We start from the raw sequence: 16449 nt of genomic DNA on the forward strand, positions 1-16449 counted from the left end.
GCAGGCACTACATTTAAGGTCAGACTCTGAGCATTTTTGATTTTCAGAAATGTCAGGTGAAGAGGGCGGTGACTGCCGCTCACCGCCTTCTGCAAGGTTCTTATGTCTTTGTCGCCATGTGTAGTGACGGGTTTGTTCAGCAAACGTTTACATCATCTCCAGCGACTGAACGCCTTTTATCTCAATGACCTTATCGTAGAGGTGCGCATCATTTGACTTGCGGGACAACGTTACCTGTATGCTGAGTTCGCACAGGCCGCTCTCCTCATCACGATTAATCACCGTCACATTGCCATAACGAATACCTTCCCGCTGCATGACCAGTAACACCAGCGGCACGCTTTTAGGCTTAAGGAAAACCAGTAACGTATGGTGCTTGCCGATTAAAACATGGCTCAGGCGGCGGAACACTTCCAGCACCACCAGCGCCAGCACTGTGCCATAAATGCCGATCTCATACATGCCGCTGCCGATCACCAGACCAATCGCTGCCGTTACCCATAATCCCGCTGCCGTGGTCAGGCCTTTCACCACCTGCTTCTGAATCATGATGGTGCCTGCGCCCAGGAAGCCCATACCGCTGACGACCTGGGCTGCAATACGACTGGGGTCCAGTGCCACATGGTCGATGGTAAGCATATCGGCGAAACCATACTTCGACACCAGCATGAACATCGCACTACCGATACCGACCAGAATATGGGTACGCAGTCCCGCTTCTTTGGCCCGCATCTGACGCTCCAGACCAATCAGGCCGCCAAGAATACCGGCCAGGGCGATGCGAATTAACATATCCATTAACATGGCTTTACTCCGAAATAATAGGAACCGAAAAAGGGTGACAGTTCAGCGATAGCAGGTAAACAAGATAATTCTGCTTGCAAATCACGGCGGAGAATTTTGTAAAAAGCTGTTTCACCTCTCGACCCCTTGTGCTGCCTGACATATGCTGAGCCAGCCTATTATCCCCATTCCCGGAGTCCGATTGATGAAAGCAGCCACCTTTTTGCTGGCCGGTGCCGCATTATTACTCTCTGCCTGCAGTAGCAACAGTGATGATAACGAGCCACCGCAACAAGCCACCGCCGCGCACATCCAGCCTCGTGTGGTGATGTCTTCCCTGGCAGAAAGCACCTGTTCGAACGCAGGCGGAACGCTGGCGTTTTCACATGAGCTGGATGGATCACGTGTGGGCATGTGTCAGTTAGTGAATGGCCGTCGCTGCGATGAGCAGGCGTTAATTGGCGGGAACTGCGCGCGCTGATGAACAGGCCGGATAGCACCGGCCCGCATCATTAGCAGAGAATAGTCAGGCTGAGAGTCGGTTCGGGCACTCTTCACCCCGATCGAGCTGGCTAAGATTATTCAGTGTCGTCTCGGAAATGGCCGTCAGCGCTTCAGCCGTTAAAAATGCCTGATGACCGGTAAACAGTACGTTATGGCACGCTGAAAGACGGCGGAACACATCGTCCTGAATCACATCATTCGACTTATCTTCAAAGAACAGGCCGCGTTCATTCTCATACACATCCATGCCGAGCGCGCCGATTTTCTGCTGTTTCAGCGCGTCAATCGCTGCCTGTGAATCAATCAGCCCGCCACGACTGGTGTTGATGATCATCACCCCATCGCGCATCTGACGAAACGCGTCGGCATTCAGCAGATGATGGTTCTCCGGGGTCAGCGGACAGTGCAGCGTAATGACGTGGGATTCTGTAAACAGCGTCTTTAAATCAACATATTCTGCGCCCAGCTCACGCGCCTGCTCACTTGGGTAGGGATCAAACGCCAGCAGCCGCATACCAAAACCTTTCAGAATCCGCATGGTCGCAATGCCGATCTTACCCGTGCCGATAACGCCCGCCGTTTTGTTGTACATGTTGAAGCCGGTGAGTCCGTCGAGCGAAAAGTTCGCATCACGGGTACGCTGATACGCGCGATGAATACGGCGGTTAAGGGTCATCATCAGACCGATCGTATGTTCTGCCACCGCTTCCGGTGAGTAGGCCGGCACCCGTACGACTTCCAGACCCAGCTCTTTCGCCGCAGCCAGATCGACATTATTGAAGCCAGCGCAACGCAGCGCGATATATTTCACACCCAGTCCGGCCAGCTCCTCCAGCACCGGGCGACTGCCGTCATCATTAACAAAAATGCAGACGGCATCGCAATCCACTGCGGTTTTGGCCGTGCTCTCTGAGAGTAAAAAGTCAAAAAATACCAGTTCGAAACCAAACTGCTGGTTAACCTGCTCAAGGTATTTCTGATCGTAATGTTTAGTGCTGTAAACCGCGATTTTCATCGTTGTGCTCCTGCAGAGGTGATAAACCAAGGATAACGTTTTCTGACCGACTTTGCTGAAACTGCGTATTTGCGTCCCGTGCACACCTTCACCTCTGGCAGATTACATGCCATCATCGTTGTCAGGATACTGTAAGGAAAAGGATTATGGCTTTTATGCCACGGATGTTCCGGCGACGGCTGGCGGCCGTACTTGCGCTGATTCTCCTGCTGCTCGGCCTGATGTTGACTGTGACGCAATGGCTGCCAAGGCTGGTCGGCATCTGGCTGCCTGAGGATACCCGCATTGAACTGACTGGCGCACCGCGCTGGCGGCAGGGCGGCCTGTGGCTGCCTCAGATTCGTTACCTCGCCGGCGATTGCTCACTGGCAACCGTAAAGGCAGTGTCACTGGGCTGGCATCAGTCGCGCTGGAAGCTGGATGCGGACGAACTGGTGATGGAGAGCACCTGCCTGCAAAAATTACCTGTCAGTGACGAGAGAACGACTACCCCCAAAACGCTGGCCGAATGGCAGGCAATGCTACCTGGTGCCGATGTACATCTGAACAAACTTGTCGTGGCACCCTGGCAGACCTATGCGGGCGCGCTGGACCTGACGCTGGAAAAAGATCGCCAGCAACTTAATTATCAGGGCGACAACCTGCAACTGGCGGCGACGCTGACCGGTCAGCAGCTCGCGATCAGTCGCCTGACGCTTACCCATCCTGCGCTGCCTGAACCCATTACGCTAAGTGGTCATCTTGAGTTACCTGCTTTCGCCACCGATCTGCCGGTGAATGGCGAGGTGGACGGACAACTGGCGCTGGATGCATTACCGCATCCGCTGCAGTTAACGCTCAGCTGGCAGCAGCAGCAGGGCGAGCTGCGCGTGGGGATGATGGATGAGAAAAGGCCGCTTCTCAGACTGCCGTGGCAAATCAGCCGCGATCAGATTCGGATCGAAAAGGGCGAGTATTTCTGGCCGCTGGCGGCTCAGCCCCTGTCTGGATTTGTTAACCTGACGCTGGATAACTGGCAGTCAGGCCTTGAAAACAGCCAGATTACGGGGCGCGTTAACCTGCTGACTCAGGGACGTGGCGGCAAAGGTAACGTGGTACTGGGCGTCGGTCCCGGCAACCTGAGTCTGACCAATAGCCACCTGCCGTTTCAGCTGACCGGTGAAAGCAAGCTGGCCGATCTGCAACTTTACGGCTCCATTCCGGGCGTGCTCAACGGCTCGCTGCTCGATCCTCAGTTAGTTTTGCAACCTAAGTCGCTGCTGCGCCTGCGGGGTCGGCTGCTCTCTACGCTGGAAGTGGACGAAGCGCGCTGGCCGCTGGCCGGCGTGCGACTCTCCTCGCAGGGTATTGATGGCCGCCTGCAGGCCATTCTCAACGCGCACGATGCCAGCTTTGGCCGCTTCCGGCTGCATCTTGATGGTCGCGCCACAAATTTCTGGCCCGATAAGGGCGAGTGGGACTGGCGCTACTGGGGCGGGGGCGAGATGCTGCCGCTGCAGGCACGCTGGGATGTCAAAGGCACCGGCGGCTGGCACGACACGCTGATCCACCTGGATACGCTCTCCACCGGATTTAATCAGCTGGCTTATGGCAGCGTTAACGTCGCAAAACCGCGCCTGACACTGACCGAACCCGTTAAGTGGCAGCGCGATGTGGCGCAACCTTCCTTCAATGGCCATTTCAGATTGCAGGCGGGCCCGACCCACTTCACCTATGGCGGCCGTCTGGCTGATTCCACGCTGGACTTCGAGGCGAAAGGCCGCGATCCCGGCTATTTCCTCTGGCGGGGCGAGTTAAAAGCGGGCAAGGTTGGCCCGCTGCGGGTGAATGGCCGCTGGGACGGTGAACGGTTACGCGGTCAGGCCTGGTGGCCGGCACAGTCGCTGACCGTGTTTCAGCCGCTGCTCAGCCCCGACATGAAAATGCAGATTCAGGGCGGCAGTTTGCAGGCACAGGTCGCATTCTCGGCTGCCAGTAAACAGGGCTTCCAGGCGGGAGGCCACTGGACGGTCAAACAGGGCAGTGTCTGGACGCCAGACAGTCAGGTGAACGGTATCGACTTCTCGCTGCCGTTCAGGTTTCATGAGCAGCAATGGCAGTTTGGTCAGCATGGCCCGGTTTCACTCCGCATTGCCGAGGTGAAGAACCAGTTTGCCATGCAGAATATTCGGGCCGATCTGCAGGGTAACTGGCCGTGGTCTGAACAATCCCCCCTGACTTTACAGGATGTCAGTCTTGACCTGCTTGGCGGACAGATTACGCTGCCAGCCCTGCGTATGCCGCAACATGATCCCGCCCGGGTGTCGCTGCGTAATATCAGCCTCAGCGAGCTGGTGACGGCGCTGAAGCCTAAACAGTTTGCCATGTCAGGTAAGGTTAACGGTGAGTTGCCGCTGTGGTTGAATAATCCACGCTGGCTGGTGGAAAAAGGGTGGATTGCCAACAGCGGTCCGCTGACTTTCCGGCTGGATAAAGATATGGCGGATGCGATTACCCGCAACAACGTAGCGACCGGCGCAGCGCTTGACTGGTTACGCTATATGGAAGTCTCCCGCAGCTGGGCGACAATCAATCTGAATAACCTCGGCGACCTCACTATGGAAGCGCAGGTACAAGGCGTCAGCCAGTTCAGTAACCGTCGTCAGACGGTCAATCTTAACTATCGTCATCAGGAAAACCTGTTTCAGCTCTGGCGCAGCCTGCGCTTTGGCGATAATTTGCAATCCTGGTTAGAGCAACATGCGACTTTGCCATCGAACAAGGATACTTCACCATGAGCCTGAGGCCATTACTGGTTCTGGCAGCCGGACTGCTGAGCATCGGATGCGTGCCACGCATTGAAGTCACGGCACCCAAAGACCCCATCACTATCAATATGAATGTAAAAATCGAGCATGAGATCCACATCAAAGTTGATAAAGACGTGGAAGCGTTACTGAAAAACCAGAGCGGACTGTTCTGAGGAGAGCCATGATGAAACGCATAAGCGCGGCGCTGTTACTTGCCCTGACGATGGCGCACCCTGCCTGGGCACTGACGCTGGATGAGGCAAGGCAATCAGGCCGTGCAGGTGAAACGCTCTCCGGCTATCTGGCGGCACGTTCGCAGGACAGTGAAACGCTGGCGCTGGTGCAGCGGATTAATGCCGGGCGTCAGCAGGAGTATCAGCGGCTGGCCGGGCAGAACAATCTCTCCACGGCCGATGTGGCCAGCATTGCCGGACAGAAGCTGGTGAGCCGTGCCGCAGTGGGAGAGTACGTGCGTGGCATTAATGGTCAATGGCTGAGAAAAGAGGCAGACAGCAATAACTAACCGGCGAAAAAAAACCGGGCACAGGCCCGGTCTTTGACAGCGTCATCCTGAGATGGCTGAGCGTTATGCGGTCACGATCTGCGTGATAGCGTCTTTCGCTTCAGCGGTCGCTTTGCTGGCTACTTCCGGACCGTAGGCGATGCCTTCAGCAAACACGAACTCAACGTCAGTGATGCCGATGAAGCCCAGGAACAGCTTGACGTAAGGGGTCAGCAGGTCAGTTGGGGTATCTTTGTGAATGCCACCACGGCTTGAGATAACCACTGCGGTTTTGCCTTTAACCAGACCTTCCGGGCCTGCTTCGGTGTAGCGGAACGTCACGCCAGCACGGGCAATCAGGTCGAAATAGTTTTTCAGCTGCGTAGGGATGTTGAAGTTGTACATTGGCGCGGCAATGACGACTTCATCATGAGCCTGCAGTTCTGCAATCAGTTCATCGGACAGATTCAGTGCTTCCTGCTGACGCGGGGAGAGTGGTGTATCAGAAGGACGCATTGCACCCACTAACTCACCATCCAGAACCGGAATCGGGTTAGCCGCCAGGTCACGTACAGTAACTTCTTTACCCTGTGCCTTTGCCTGTTCAACGTAGAAGTCAGCGAGCTGGCTTGATTGTGAGTAGCCTGCAAGGATGCTTGATTTCAGAACTAAAACTTTGCTCATGGTGGTTTCCTGTCTGTTACGCGGAAGACTTTCCGCTCAATGGTTTACACTCTACGGTTATCGATGGCGCGGTGAAAGCGCAATATTTCGAGACCCATGTTCGAATTTATTGAATAAGCGTAACCGGGAGCTGCCGCCTGAACAGTTCAAAATGTGCTATGATACGCGCAATTATTTTATTGAATCAGCTGGTTACCCCGGCTTCAGGGCGCTGCTTTACGTAGCGACACCGTCTGAGTAAGGTACGTCACAATTATGTCATCACCCGATACTTCCCCACTGGCAGCGCTCTGGTCACGGCTCGACGGTTTAATGCTGCGCGATCGCCAGCGGCTGCAGCGCCGCCTGCAGGGAGCCAGAAAAACCAAAAATCCTGAGGCGCAGCAGGGCATTGCCAGCGAGCTGGCGCTGGAATTTGTCGCCGCCGAACAGCGTGTGGCCCAGCGCCGCGCGGCTACCCCAGCGATTACGTTCCCGGACAATCTGCCGGTGAGTCAGAAGCAGCAGGATATTGCTGAGGCGATTCGCGATCATCAGGTGGTGATTGTCGCCGGTGAAACCGGTTCAGGTAAAACCACCCAGTTGCCGAAAATTTGTCTGGCACTGGGACGCGGTGTTACTGGGCTGATTGGCCATACCCAGCCGCGCCGTCTGGCCGCGCGGACCGTGGCGAACCGCATTGCCGATGAGCTCAGCACCTCACTGGGCGGCTGTGTCGGCTACAAAGTGCGGTTCAACGACCAGGTCAGCGATCTGACGCAGATTAAACTGATGACTGACGGGATTCTGCTGGCGGAAATCCAGCAGGATCGCCTGCTGATGCAATATGACACCATCATCATTGATGAAGCCCATGAACGCAGCCTGAATATCGACTTCCTGCTCGGTTATCTGCGTGAGCTGTTGCCACGCCGCCCCGATCTGAAAGTCATCATCACTTCCGCTACCATCGATCCTCAGCGCTTCTCCCGTCATTTCAATAATGCACCCGTAATTGAAGTCTCTGGCCGCACGTATCCCGTTGAAGTGCGCTATCGTCCGGTGGTCGAAGAGGCGGATGATGGCGATCGTGATCAGCTGCAGGCGATTTTTGATGCCGTGGATGAACTGGGACGGGAAAGCCGTGGCGATATCCTGATCTTTATGAGCGGCGAGCGCGAAATACGCGACACCGCCGACGCGCTCAACAAACGCGATCTGCCGCACACCGAAGTGCTGCCACTCTATGCACGGCTGTCCAATGCTGAGCAGAATCGGGTGTTTCAGTCGCACAGCGGTCGTCGCATCGTGCTGGCGACCAACGTTGCGGAAACCTCGCTGACGGTGCCTGGGATTAAATATGTGATCGATCCCGGCACGGCGCGTATCAGCCGTTACAGCTTCCGCACCAAAGTGCAGCGTCTGCCGATTGAGCCCATATCCCAGGCGTCTGCCAATCAGCGCAAAGGGCGCTGCGGGCGTGTGTCAGACGGTATCTGTATTCGCCTCTACGCAGAAGATGACTTCCTGAGTCGTCCGGCCTTTACCGATCCTGAAATCCTGCGCACCAACCTGGCGTCGGTAATCCTGCAGATGACCTCGCTGGGTCTGGGCGATATTGCCGCCTTCCCGTTTGTGGAAGCACCCGATAAACGCAATATTCAGGATGGCGTCCGTCTGCTGGAAGAGCTGGGGGCGCTGACGCTGAATGAAGAGAACGGTCACTACAAGCTGACCGGATCCGGGCGTCAGCTGGCACAGCTGCCCGTGGATCCTCGCCTGGCGCGGATGGTGCTGGAAGCGCAGAAATTTGGCTGCGTGCGCGAAGTGATGATTATCACCGCAGGCCTGTCGATTCAGGATCCCCGTGAGCGTCCGGCAGATAAAAAGCAGGCTTCGGATGAGAAGCATCGACGCTTTGCCGATAAAGACTCCGACTTTCTTGCCTACGTGAATCTCTGGAACTATCTGGCGGAGCAGCAGAAAGCGCTGTCCGGCAATGTTTTCCGTCGTCAGTGCAAAACCGACTTCCTTAACTATCTGCGCGTGCGGGAATGGCAGGATATCTATACCCAGCTACGGCAGGTGGTGCGGGAACTGGGGATTCCGGTGAACAGCGAACCGGCTGAGCTGCAGCCCGTTCACTGCGCGCTGTTAAGCGGTCTGCTGTCGCACATCGGTCAGAAAGATGCTGATAAGCAGGAGTATACCGGGGCACGCAACACCCGCTTCGCCATCTTCCCTGGCTCCGGGCTGTTTAAGAAGCCGCCGAAGTGGGCCATGGTCGCGGAGCTGGTTGAGACCAGCCGCCTGTGGGGCCGCACGGCGGGGCGCATTGAGCCAGAGTGGATTGAGCCGCTGGCGCAGCATCTGATTAAGCGCAGCTACAGCGAACCGCACTGGGAGAAATCGCAGGGCGCGGTGATGGCCGCCGAAAAAGTCACGCTCTATGGTCTGCCGATTGTGGCCGCTCGCAAAGTGAACTATGGCAGCATCGATCCTACCCTGAGCCGTGAGCTGTTTATCCGCCACGCGCTGGTGGAAGGCGACTGGCAGACGCGGCATGCTTTCTTCCGGGCTAACCAGAAGCTGCGTAGTGAAGTGGAAGATCTGGAACACAAATCCCGTCGCCGCGACATCCTGGTGGATGACGAAACACTGTTTGCTTTTTATGACCAGCGCATTGGCAAAGAGGTGGTGTCGGCGAAGCATTTTGACAGCTGGTGGAAGCAGGCCAGCCGTGAAAACGCCGAGCTGCTGAACTTCGACAAGCAGATGCTGATCAAAGAGGGCGCGGATAAAGTCAGCCAGCTCGACTACCCCAATTTCTGGCATCAGGGCAACCTCAAACTCAAGCTGAGTTATCAGTTCGAGCCAGGTGCCGATGCGGATGGCGTCACGGTGCATATTCCGCTGCCGCTGCTGAATCAGGTTGAGGATAGCGGTTTTGAATGGCAGATCCCAGGCGTGCGTCGTGAGCTTATCATCGCGCTGATTAAGTCGCTGCCCAAACCGCTGCGCCGTAACCTGGTGCCAGCTCCCAACTACGCTGAAGCGTTTCTGGGACGCGTGAAGGCGATGGAGATGCCACTGCTTGATGCGCTGTCGCGTGAGTTTCGCCGCATGACCGGCGTCACGCTGGAACGTGAAAACTGGCAGTGGGAACAGGTGCCCGATCATCTGAAAATGACATTCCGGATAGTGGACGAGCACAACCGTAAACTGCTGGAAGGCAAAGACCTCACCGCGCTCAAGGCGCAGCTGAAAGATAAAGTGCAGGAAACGCTATCGAAAGTGGCGGATGACGGGCTGGAGCAGAGCGGACTGCACATCTGGAGCTTTGGCGATCTGCCGCGCAGCTATGAACAGAAGCGCGGCAGTTATCAGGTCAAAGCCTGGCCTGCGCTGGTCGATGAGAAAGAGAGCGTCGCCATTCGCCTGTTTGACAGCGAGCAGGAGCAGCAAAAAATGATGTGGCGCGGTCAGCGTCGCTTGCTGCTGCTGAATGTGCCGTCTCCGGTTAAATATCTGCACGAGAAATTGCCGAACAAAGCCAAGCTCGGACTCTACTTTAACCCCTATGGCAAAGTGCTGGAGCTCATCGACGACTGCATCGCCTGTGGTATTGATAAGCTGATAGGGGAAGCGGGCGGGCCGGCCTGGGACCAGGGCGCGTTTGAGCAGATGCGTGACAAAGTGCGCGGTGAACTCAATGAGACCGTTGTGACGATCGCACAACAGGTTGAGCAGATCCTCACGGCCGTCTTCAACATCAATAAGCGTCTGAAAGGCCGGGTTGATATGACTATGGCGCTGGCATTATCGGATATCAAGGCGCAGGTAAATGGTCTGGTCTATCGCGGCTTTGTCACCGGCAATGGCTGGCAGCGACTGGCCGATACGCTGCGTTATCTGAATGGTATTGAGCGGCGGCTCGAAAAGCTGCCTGCTGACCCGCACAGCGATCGGGCACGCATGTTAAAAGTGCAGGCAGTGGAACAGGCGTATCAGGCGTGGCGTAATAAGTTGCCGCCGCAGCGTCAGGATGATGAAGAGGTTCAGAACATCCGCTGGATGATTGAAGAGCTACGCATCAGTTACTTTGCTCAGCAGTTAGGCACACCTTATCCCATTTCAGATAAGCGCATCCTGCAGACGATGGAACAGATAGCGGCTTAAAAAGCCAGGGTGCGCGTCTTAACAGGCGCGCACCCAATAGTAAAGAGTGAGTGCGGTTACTGCGCGAGGGATTCCAGCTTGTCTTTAAACGAGGTGACCGAAATTGCGCGGTTGTCAGCCAGATAGCGATCTTTCGCTGCGGGCGCAGAGCTTTGTACCGCGATTAACTGCCAGCCATTATCGCTTTTAAGCAGCAGCGGTGAACCGCTGTCACCCGGCAGCGTGTCACACTGATGCGACAGCACGGCACGTTGCGCCCAGCCGGTAATCAGGCAATCGCTGTGGGAGTAGAGCGTATCCAGATGATCTGCCGGATAGCCTGCCTGCGTCACTTTACGTCCGCTCAGCTTCAGCGCCGCCGTGAGATCGCTGCGTGAGCCATCAAACAAGGGAATGGGCGTAATCGCTGAAGGCGGATTGCGTAATATCACAATGCCGTAATCATAGGGTGCTGCACTGCTCGGCACGATCCAGCCTTCGCCATCCGCTTTTAATTTTGACGCCAGCGACGGTTCCACCCGCGCATCAATATCATGAAGCTCGTAGCGCCATCCTTTATCGCTGGCCATAAATCGCAGCGCAACCGGCTTATCGAAATTCCCGGGCGGGGAAAGCAGACAGTGTCCGGCGGTCAGGGCCAGATGGGGAGAGATGAGCGTGGCAGTACAGAGGTTACCACTTTCGGTTTCCAGCTGGCCAATGGCATCCCAGGGGGCAGCAGTAATATCGGTGATTGCCTGGCGATGATCCTTGCCGAAGAACAGCATCTTAATCTCAGCAGGAGTAGGCGAGTCATCGTCATCATCGGCATGAACCGTGGTGGCAAAGCTGAAGAGTCCAACCATTAACAAGGTAGCCAGGCGCATAGAAATCTCAATGGCGAGAAAAAATTAACGTTATTGTTATTACGTAAGTACGGTAACTATAGTCGGTGAGCGTTGAAAAAGGGAGTTTTATTGGTTAATCAGTACGCTACAGCGTCTAAATAAAAAAGCTGGCTGCAACAATGCCACACAGGATCATAACAAGCAGAATAATTTCGAAGCGATAGCGACGCACTATTTCATCCACTCTCGTCATTTCATCCACTCCAGTAAAGAAACACCCGGCAGAACCGGGTGTTTTTAATCATCATCTCGTGGCCGTGCGCTGAAGGCGACCTTAGTTTTTAGCTGCTGGTTTCACAACTTTTTTGTGGTGCATTTTCTTAGCAGCCTGAGCTTTCTGGGCAGCAGGTTTGGTTACTTTTTTGTGGTGAACCTTTTTAGCAGCCTGCGCTTTCTGAGCGGCTGGTTTAGTTACTTTTTTGTGGTGAACTTTTTTAGCGGCCTGAGCTTTCTGTGCAGCAGGTTTTACCGCTTTTTTGTGGTGAACTTTTTTAGCAGCCTGCGCTTTCTGCGCTGCATCTTTTTTCACCGCTTTTTTGTGGTGTTTCTTAGCAGCCTGGGCTTTCTGAGCAGCTTTATGGTGTTTCTTGTGCGCAGTCTTGTGAACAGTTTTAGCCGGTGCTGCAGCGGCAGGAGCAGTGGTAGTGGTTGTTGCGGCTGGCGCAGCAGCAGCTGGAGCAGCTGTGGTGTCAGCAGCGAAAGCAACAGAAGACATACCCATAGCAGCGGCGACAACCAGTGCAAATAATTTTTTCATCGCAAATCCCTCGGAGACTATTTTTTCATGTGTAGCCCACTGCGGGGCCGGTGAAGAGACTATAGGGAAATCAATGAACGGTGTCCGTAGGTGTTTGGTATCGGCGTGTAACCGATTGTACAAAGGCGGGAAAGGGCGGTCAGATGACCGCCCGAAAGCTTAGCGATTAAGGTAACGTTGTTCAAGGTGCTGGCGGAAGAAAGCCGGGTTCAGCGCTTCGCCAGTGGCGTTGATCAGCAACTGGTCGGTCGGGAAACGGCTGCCGTGCTGCCAGATATTCTGTTGCAGCCAGTCGAACACTGGCTGCAGCTCACCATGCTGAATCAGCTCACTGAGCTGAGGAATGGCCTTCTGTAACGACTGGAACAGCTGCGCGGCGTACATTGCGCCCAGCGTATAGGTGGGGAAGTAGCCGAAGGCGCCGTCGGTCCAGTGAATATCCTGCATACAGCCATCGCGGTAGTTACCCCGCGTATCCAGCCCCAGCGACTGCATCATCTTCTCATCCCACAGCGCCGGGATATCTTCAACCTCAATGTCCCCTTCGATCAACGCCTGCTCAATTTCGTAGCGCAAAATGACATGCGCAGGATAACTGAGCTCATCGGCGTCAACCCGGATCAGGCCAGGCAGAACCCGTTGGGTCAGGCGCACGAAATTATCCGCCTCCAGGGCAGGCTGATCGCCAAAGGTGGCGATCACCTGCGGCAGAATGCGCTGCAGGAATTCACGGCTGCGACCAAGCTGCATCTCCATAAACAGGCTTTGTGATTCGTGAATAGCGGTTGATCGCGCCAGTGCTACCGGCTGACCGCGCCACTGCTTCGGCAGATTCTGTTCATAGCGAGCATGACCAGTTTCGTGAATCACGCCCATCATGGCGCTGAGAAACTCATTCTCATTGTAGCGGGTGGTAATGCGCACATCTTCCGGCACACCGCCACAGAAGGGATGCGCACTGATGTCCAGACGACCGTGGGTAAAGTCGAAACCCAGCGTCTCCATAATGCTCAGACCGAGCTGCCGCTGCGCAGGCACGGCGAATGGCCCCTGCGGCGTTATGACCTCCTGCTGTGCCTGTTTTTCCACGACCTGCTGTAAGAGGTCAGGTAGCCAGGTTTTCAGTTCGCCAAAGGTTTGATCCAGTCGGGCGCGGGTCATACCTGGTTCATAGAGATCCAGCAGCGCATCGTAACGGGAACAGCCACTGGCGTCGGCGCGGCGCTGGGCCTCTTCACGGCTCAGGCGGACCACTTCTTTGAGGTTGGCGGCAAAGCCCTGCCAGTCATTGGCGGGACGCTGAGTGCGCCATGCATGTTCGCAGACCGAACCGGCGATCGATTTGGCTTCAACAAAATCATCAGGCAGCAGCGTTGCCTGCTGATATGCGCGCTGCATCTCGTTGAGATTGGCCCGCTCGACATCGTTCAGCGACTGCTGCTCAGCAGCCTTAAGCCACTCACCGACCTGAGGGGCAGTCAGAATCTGGTGTTGCAGCACGCTCATTTCGGCCAGTGCTTCACCGCGTGCCTGACTGCCGCCTGGCGGCATGGTGGTCTGCATGTCGCATCCGGCAATCGCCGTGACGTGACTGAAACGGGACAGGCGCTGGAAAGTTTTGGTCAGTTGTTGATACGCTGAGGTCACGTAAGACTCCTTGTGGTTTTAACGCTGCGCAATTTCGCGCAAGGTTAGATCAACCGGCCAGCAAAAGCGAACGCTGGCGCCGCCCAGCGGGCTGGACTCAATCGTCACCTTGCCGCTGAGCGCCTGAGCAATCGAGTAAACAATTGCCAGGCCTAATCCGCAGCCGCCTGTGGCGCGGTCGCGGCTCGGGTCAAGTCGGACAAAGGGTTCGAAAACCCGTTCACGCTCTTCCGGCGGAATGCCGGGACCATCATCTTCCACCTGCAGACACCCAATCGCGCCATCAAACCATAAACTGACACGCAGCCGCTGCTGAGCATAACGCAGCGCATTGTTCACAAGGTTATCCAGCACTCGTTCCATCAGGCGGGTATCAGAAACGCCGATGTTTTCACGCTGTGGCAGATCAAGGTCGAGCCGTATGTCCGGGTTGATGGTGCGAAAATCGTCAAGCCGCTCGCTCAGCCAGCTGGCGAGATCCAGTGTTTTAAGATTGAGATCCACGCGCGGCCGATCAAGTCGTGCATAAGTCAGCAGTTCCTCTATCAGGCTTTCAAGCTGGCCGATATCGCGGTTCAGCGCCACCCGTTCGCCATCCGTGAGATTGTCGCTCATCTCTAACCGGTAACGCAGGCGCACCAGCGGCGTTCGAAGCTCATGGGCGATGCCATCAATCAGCTGCTTTTTGCTGGCTACCAGCGTATTGATATTCTCGGCCATCTGATTAAAGGCGATACCAAGCCGGAACAGGCTGGAGGTACTGTCAAAATGGGTACGTACATCCAGCTCACCCCGGCCAAAACGCTGTGCTGCTTTTTCCAGTCGCTGCATCTCCTGCCAGTGGGGACGAAGCCAGATGAACACCGGCAGTGCCAGAGACATGCCAATAAACACCAGCAGGGCAATATCCAGCAGCCGCATCTGATGCAGGTAGAAAAGATAGGGAATTGGTCCGACTGACAGTACATAGTGGCTGCGCGGAATATGCTGCAAAAAGGTGTACTGGTCATCGAGCGCAACAATCTCTCCGGCACGCAACCGACGCATGTTGCCTTCATCAAGCTGATATTTGTTCATCGGCTCGATGTGCAGGTCGAATGAGAGACCAAGATCGAGACTCTTGATGGTCTTATTCCAGTCGCGCGGCGGGATCTCGCGCAGTTCGCTGCGGATCAGGTAGAGCGAGCTGGCCATCAGGTCATTCATCGACTGGCGGCCTGCACGCTCAGCGGTGAACTTATAAACCAGCCCCACCAGTAAGGCCATCACCAGGAAGCAGACAAACAGCAGCAGATAGAACTGAATAAAAAGCTTTCTCATAGTCCGCGGGTATCCCAGGCCTGAGGTGCAAACAGATAGCCTTTGTTGCGGATAGTTTTGATGCGGAAGGGCTCGGTGGCGCTGTCGTGCAGCTTTTTACGCAGCCGCGAGATCGCCACGTCGATGCTGCGGTCTAAACCATCATAGCTGACGCCACGCAATGTTTTCAGCAGCGCATCCCGGTTCAGTGTCTGACCCGCATGACTGGCTAGCACCCAGAGCAGATCGAAATCTGCGGTAGAAAGGGCGATCTGCTCCTCAAACAGCGTGACCTGGCGGTTCAGGGCATCAATGGTCAGCGAGCCAAAACGCAGCATACGGTTGGCAGCAGGTGCGCTCGGTGTATCTTCCGGCTGTCCCTGATGAGACTGACGCAGGTGCAGGCGCAGGCGAGCCAGCAGCACCGCAGGCGGGGTGGTTTTCAGAATGTAATCCTGCGCACCCATCTCCAGGGCCAGAATATGATTCATGTCGCTGTCCAGTGACGTCAGTAACACAATCGGTCCCTGCCAGTTGGCCCGCAGGTCGCGGCAGATGGTCATGCCATCCTTGCCGGGTAACATGATATCCAGCATCACCAGATCCGGCTGCTGTTCCGCTATCACCGCTTCAGCACGATCACCGCGCGTCTCGACAATCACCTCAATATCATGACGACCCAGGTAAGCTGCGATCAGCGAACCCACTTCAGGTTCATCTTCAACATAAACAATTTTGTTCATAGTTCACAAAGCAGAAACAGACGTGAGAGAAATCATATCTTGTCCTGGTCCTGAGCTCTACGTTATCGCACGAAATATCCGTGGCTTGCTGGTATATAACCGTCAATATGTGCAATCATTAGCGCGGCATTTTTGCGCCAGGTTTGGGATATCGATGATTATCATGAGGAGCGTTAGTGTGTCTGATAAAGAGCTGGCATCAGCCATATACCCCGACCGCATCTGCTTCAATTACAGTGACTTTCTTTCCGCTTCCTGCAAAAAGCGCTGGAGCTTCGTTGATGCTATTTATGGTGTAATGCCGATCTTTGGCATGGTGACACGTAAATCAGCACACCGTTTACAGGGCAGTGACGACCCGTTAAAAGAATTAGCATTACAAATCATTTCTACTCAGGTCAGCGACGAAATTAACATCGCACGCCTGATTACGCTCGCAGAACAGCAGCAGATAAGCCGTTTTGATATTCAGCTCCCTTATCCGCTCTCTGCGGAGCAGCTGGACGCGATCCATCATGAATATTCAAAACCGCTGAATCTCACCCAGCAGGATGACCTGCTGTGTGTGTCGATCCCGGTGCAGTCACACTAAGCACCTCTCTCACCAGGCTATTAAATTAGTCAGTCTGACATTGGGCAGCGCTCATTATCGTCATGTACTCCATGTACGCCTGCGTGTCC

General features: G+C 55.3%; 14 protein-coding genes. 6 read left to right on the forward strand and 8 right to left on the reverse strand.

Going from position 1 to position 16449, the window contains the following annotated elements; all coding sequences use genetic code 11:
• Positions 1 to 147: 147 nt before the first annotated feature.
• Positions 148 to 804 carry an MgtC/SapB family protein gene (locus tag P2R09_RS11800; protein ID WP_275769895.1) on the reverse strand — a complete coding sequence of 219 codons (657 nt, stop codon included), beginning with the start codon at positions 802 to 804 and terminating at the stop codon, positions 148 to 150.
• Between the two features lie 184 nt (positions 805 to 988).
• Between P2R09_RS11800 and P2R09_RS11805 the strand changes: the two genes are divergently transcribed.
• Positions 989 to 1264: a DUF333 domain-containing protein gene (locus tag P2R09_RS11805; protein ID WP_275769897.1), complete on the forward strand. Its 276-nt coding sequence runs from the start codon at positions 989 to 991 to the stop codon at positions 1262 to 1264.
• A 45-nt stretch (positions 1265 to 1309) separates the two neighbouring features.
• Here P2R09_RS11805 and P2R09_RS11810 read toward each other — a convergent pair whose 3' ends face one another.
• Positions 1310 to 2302, reverse strand: coding sequence for a 2-hydroxyacid dehydrogenase (locus P2R09_RS11810; RefSeq protein ID WP_003853762.1), 993 nt, complete (start codon positions 2300 to 2302; stop codon positions 1310 to 1312).
• A 146-nt stretch (positions 2303 to 2448) separates the two neighbouring features.
• Between P2R09_RS11810 and P2R09_RS11815 the strand changes: the two genes are divergently transcribed.
• The 3 genes from P2R09_RS11815 to P2R09_RS11825 are packed head-to-tail and all read left to right on the forward strand — an operon-like array spanning position 2449 to position 5614.
• Positions 2449 to 5079 (forward strand): YdbH family protein, encoded by a 2631-nt coding sequence (locus P2R09_RS11815; protein WP_275769900.1) that lies wholly within the window; start codon positions 2449 to 2451, stop codon positions 5077 to 5079.
• Complete coding sequence (locus P2R09_RS11820) at positions 5076 to 5264, forward strand: YnbE family lipoprotein (protein ID WP_003853757.1); 189 nt, start codon at positions 5076 to 5078, stop codon at positions 5262 to 5264. The genes P2R09_RS11815 and P2R09_RS11820 overlap by 4 nt, the downstream gene beginning before the upstream one ends.
• An 11-nt stretch (positions 5265 to 5275) precedes the next feature.
• Positions 5276 to 5614 (forward strand): YdbL family protein, encoded by a 339-nt coding sequence (locus P2R09_RS11825; RefSeq protein WP_275770689.1) that lies wholly within the window; start codon positions 5276 to 5278, stop codon positions 5612 to 5614.
• Positions 5615 to 5677: 63 nt separating this feature from the next.
• On the opposite strand, the gene azoR is transcribed toward P2R09_RS11825, so the two are convergent.
• Complete coding sequence (azoR, locus tag P2R09_RS11830; RefSeq protein ID WP_275769902.1) at positions 5678 to 6277, reverse strand: FMN-dependent NADH-azoreductase; 600 nt, start codon at positions 6275 to 6277, stop codon at positions 5678 to 5680.
• A gap of 255 nt (positions 6278 to 6532) precedes the next feature.
• Here azoR and hrpA point away from each other — a divergent pair, with 255 nt between their 5' ends.
• Complete coding sequence (gene hrpA, locus P2R09_RS11835) at positions 6533 to 10435, forward strand: ATP-dependent RNA helicase HrpA (protein WP_275769904.1); 3903 nt, start codon at positions 6533 to 6535, stop codon at positions 10433 to 10435.
• Positions 10436 to 10491: 56 nt separating this feature from the next.
• Here the strand turns inward: hrpA and P2R09_RS11840 are convergent, their stop codons facing one another.
• From P2R09_RS11840 to rstA, 5 genes are all read right to left on the reverse strand, one after another.
• Positions 10492 to 11301: a serine protease gene (locus P2R09_RS11840; protein ID WP_275769906.1), complete on the reverse strand. Its 810-nt coding sequence runs from the start codon at positions 11299 to 11301 to the stop codon at positions 10492 to 10494.
• A 295-nt stretch (positions 11302 to 11596) separates the two neighbouring features.
• On the reverse strand, positions 11597 to 12079 hold the full coding sequence (gene asr, locus P2R09_RS11845; RefSeq protein WP_275769908.1) for an acid resistance repetitive basic protein Asr: 483 nt from the start codon (positions 12077 to 12079) through the stop codon (positions 11597 to 11599).
• Between the two features lie 159 nt (positions 12080 to 12238).
• Positions 12239 to 13726, reverse strand: coding sequence for a carboxypeptidase M32 (locus tag P2R09_RS11850; RefSeq protein WP_275769910.1), 1488 nt, complete (start codon positions 13724 to 13726; stop codon positions 12239 to 12241).
• Positions 13727 to 13744: 18 nt separating this feature from the next.
• Positions 13745 to 15046 (reverse strand): two-component system sensor histidine kinase RstB, encoded by a 1302-nt coding sequence (gene rstB, locus P2R09_RS11855; RefSeq protein WP_003853743.1) that lies wholly within the window; start codon positions 15044 to 15046, stop codon positions 13745 to 13747.
• Positions 15043 to 15768: a two-component system response regulator RstA gene (rstA, locus tag P2R09_RS11860; RefSeq protein ID WP_003853741.1), complete on the reverse strand. Its 726-nt coding sequence runs from the start codon at positions 15766 to 15768 to the stop codon at positions 15043 to 15045. Before rstA ends, rstB begins: the two co-directional genes overlap by 4 nt.
• Positions 15769 to 15946: 178 nt before the next feature.
• On the opposite strand from rstA, the gene P2R09_RS11865 reads away from it, so the two are divergent.
• Positions 15947 to 16360, forward strand: a complete 414-nt coding sequence (locus P2R09_RS11865) for a hypothetical protein (RefSeq protein ID WP_003853740.1) — start codon at positions 15947 to 15949, stop codon at positions 16358 to 16360.
• Positions 16361 to 16449: the final 89 nt, after the last annotated feature.

The organism is Pantoea sp. Cr_R13, assembly GCF_029222565.1.
GTDB classification, from domain to species: Bacteria; Pseudomonadota; Gammaproteobacteria; order Enterobacterales; family Enterobacteriaceae; genus Pantoea; species Pantoea eucalypti.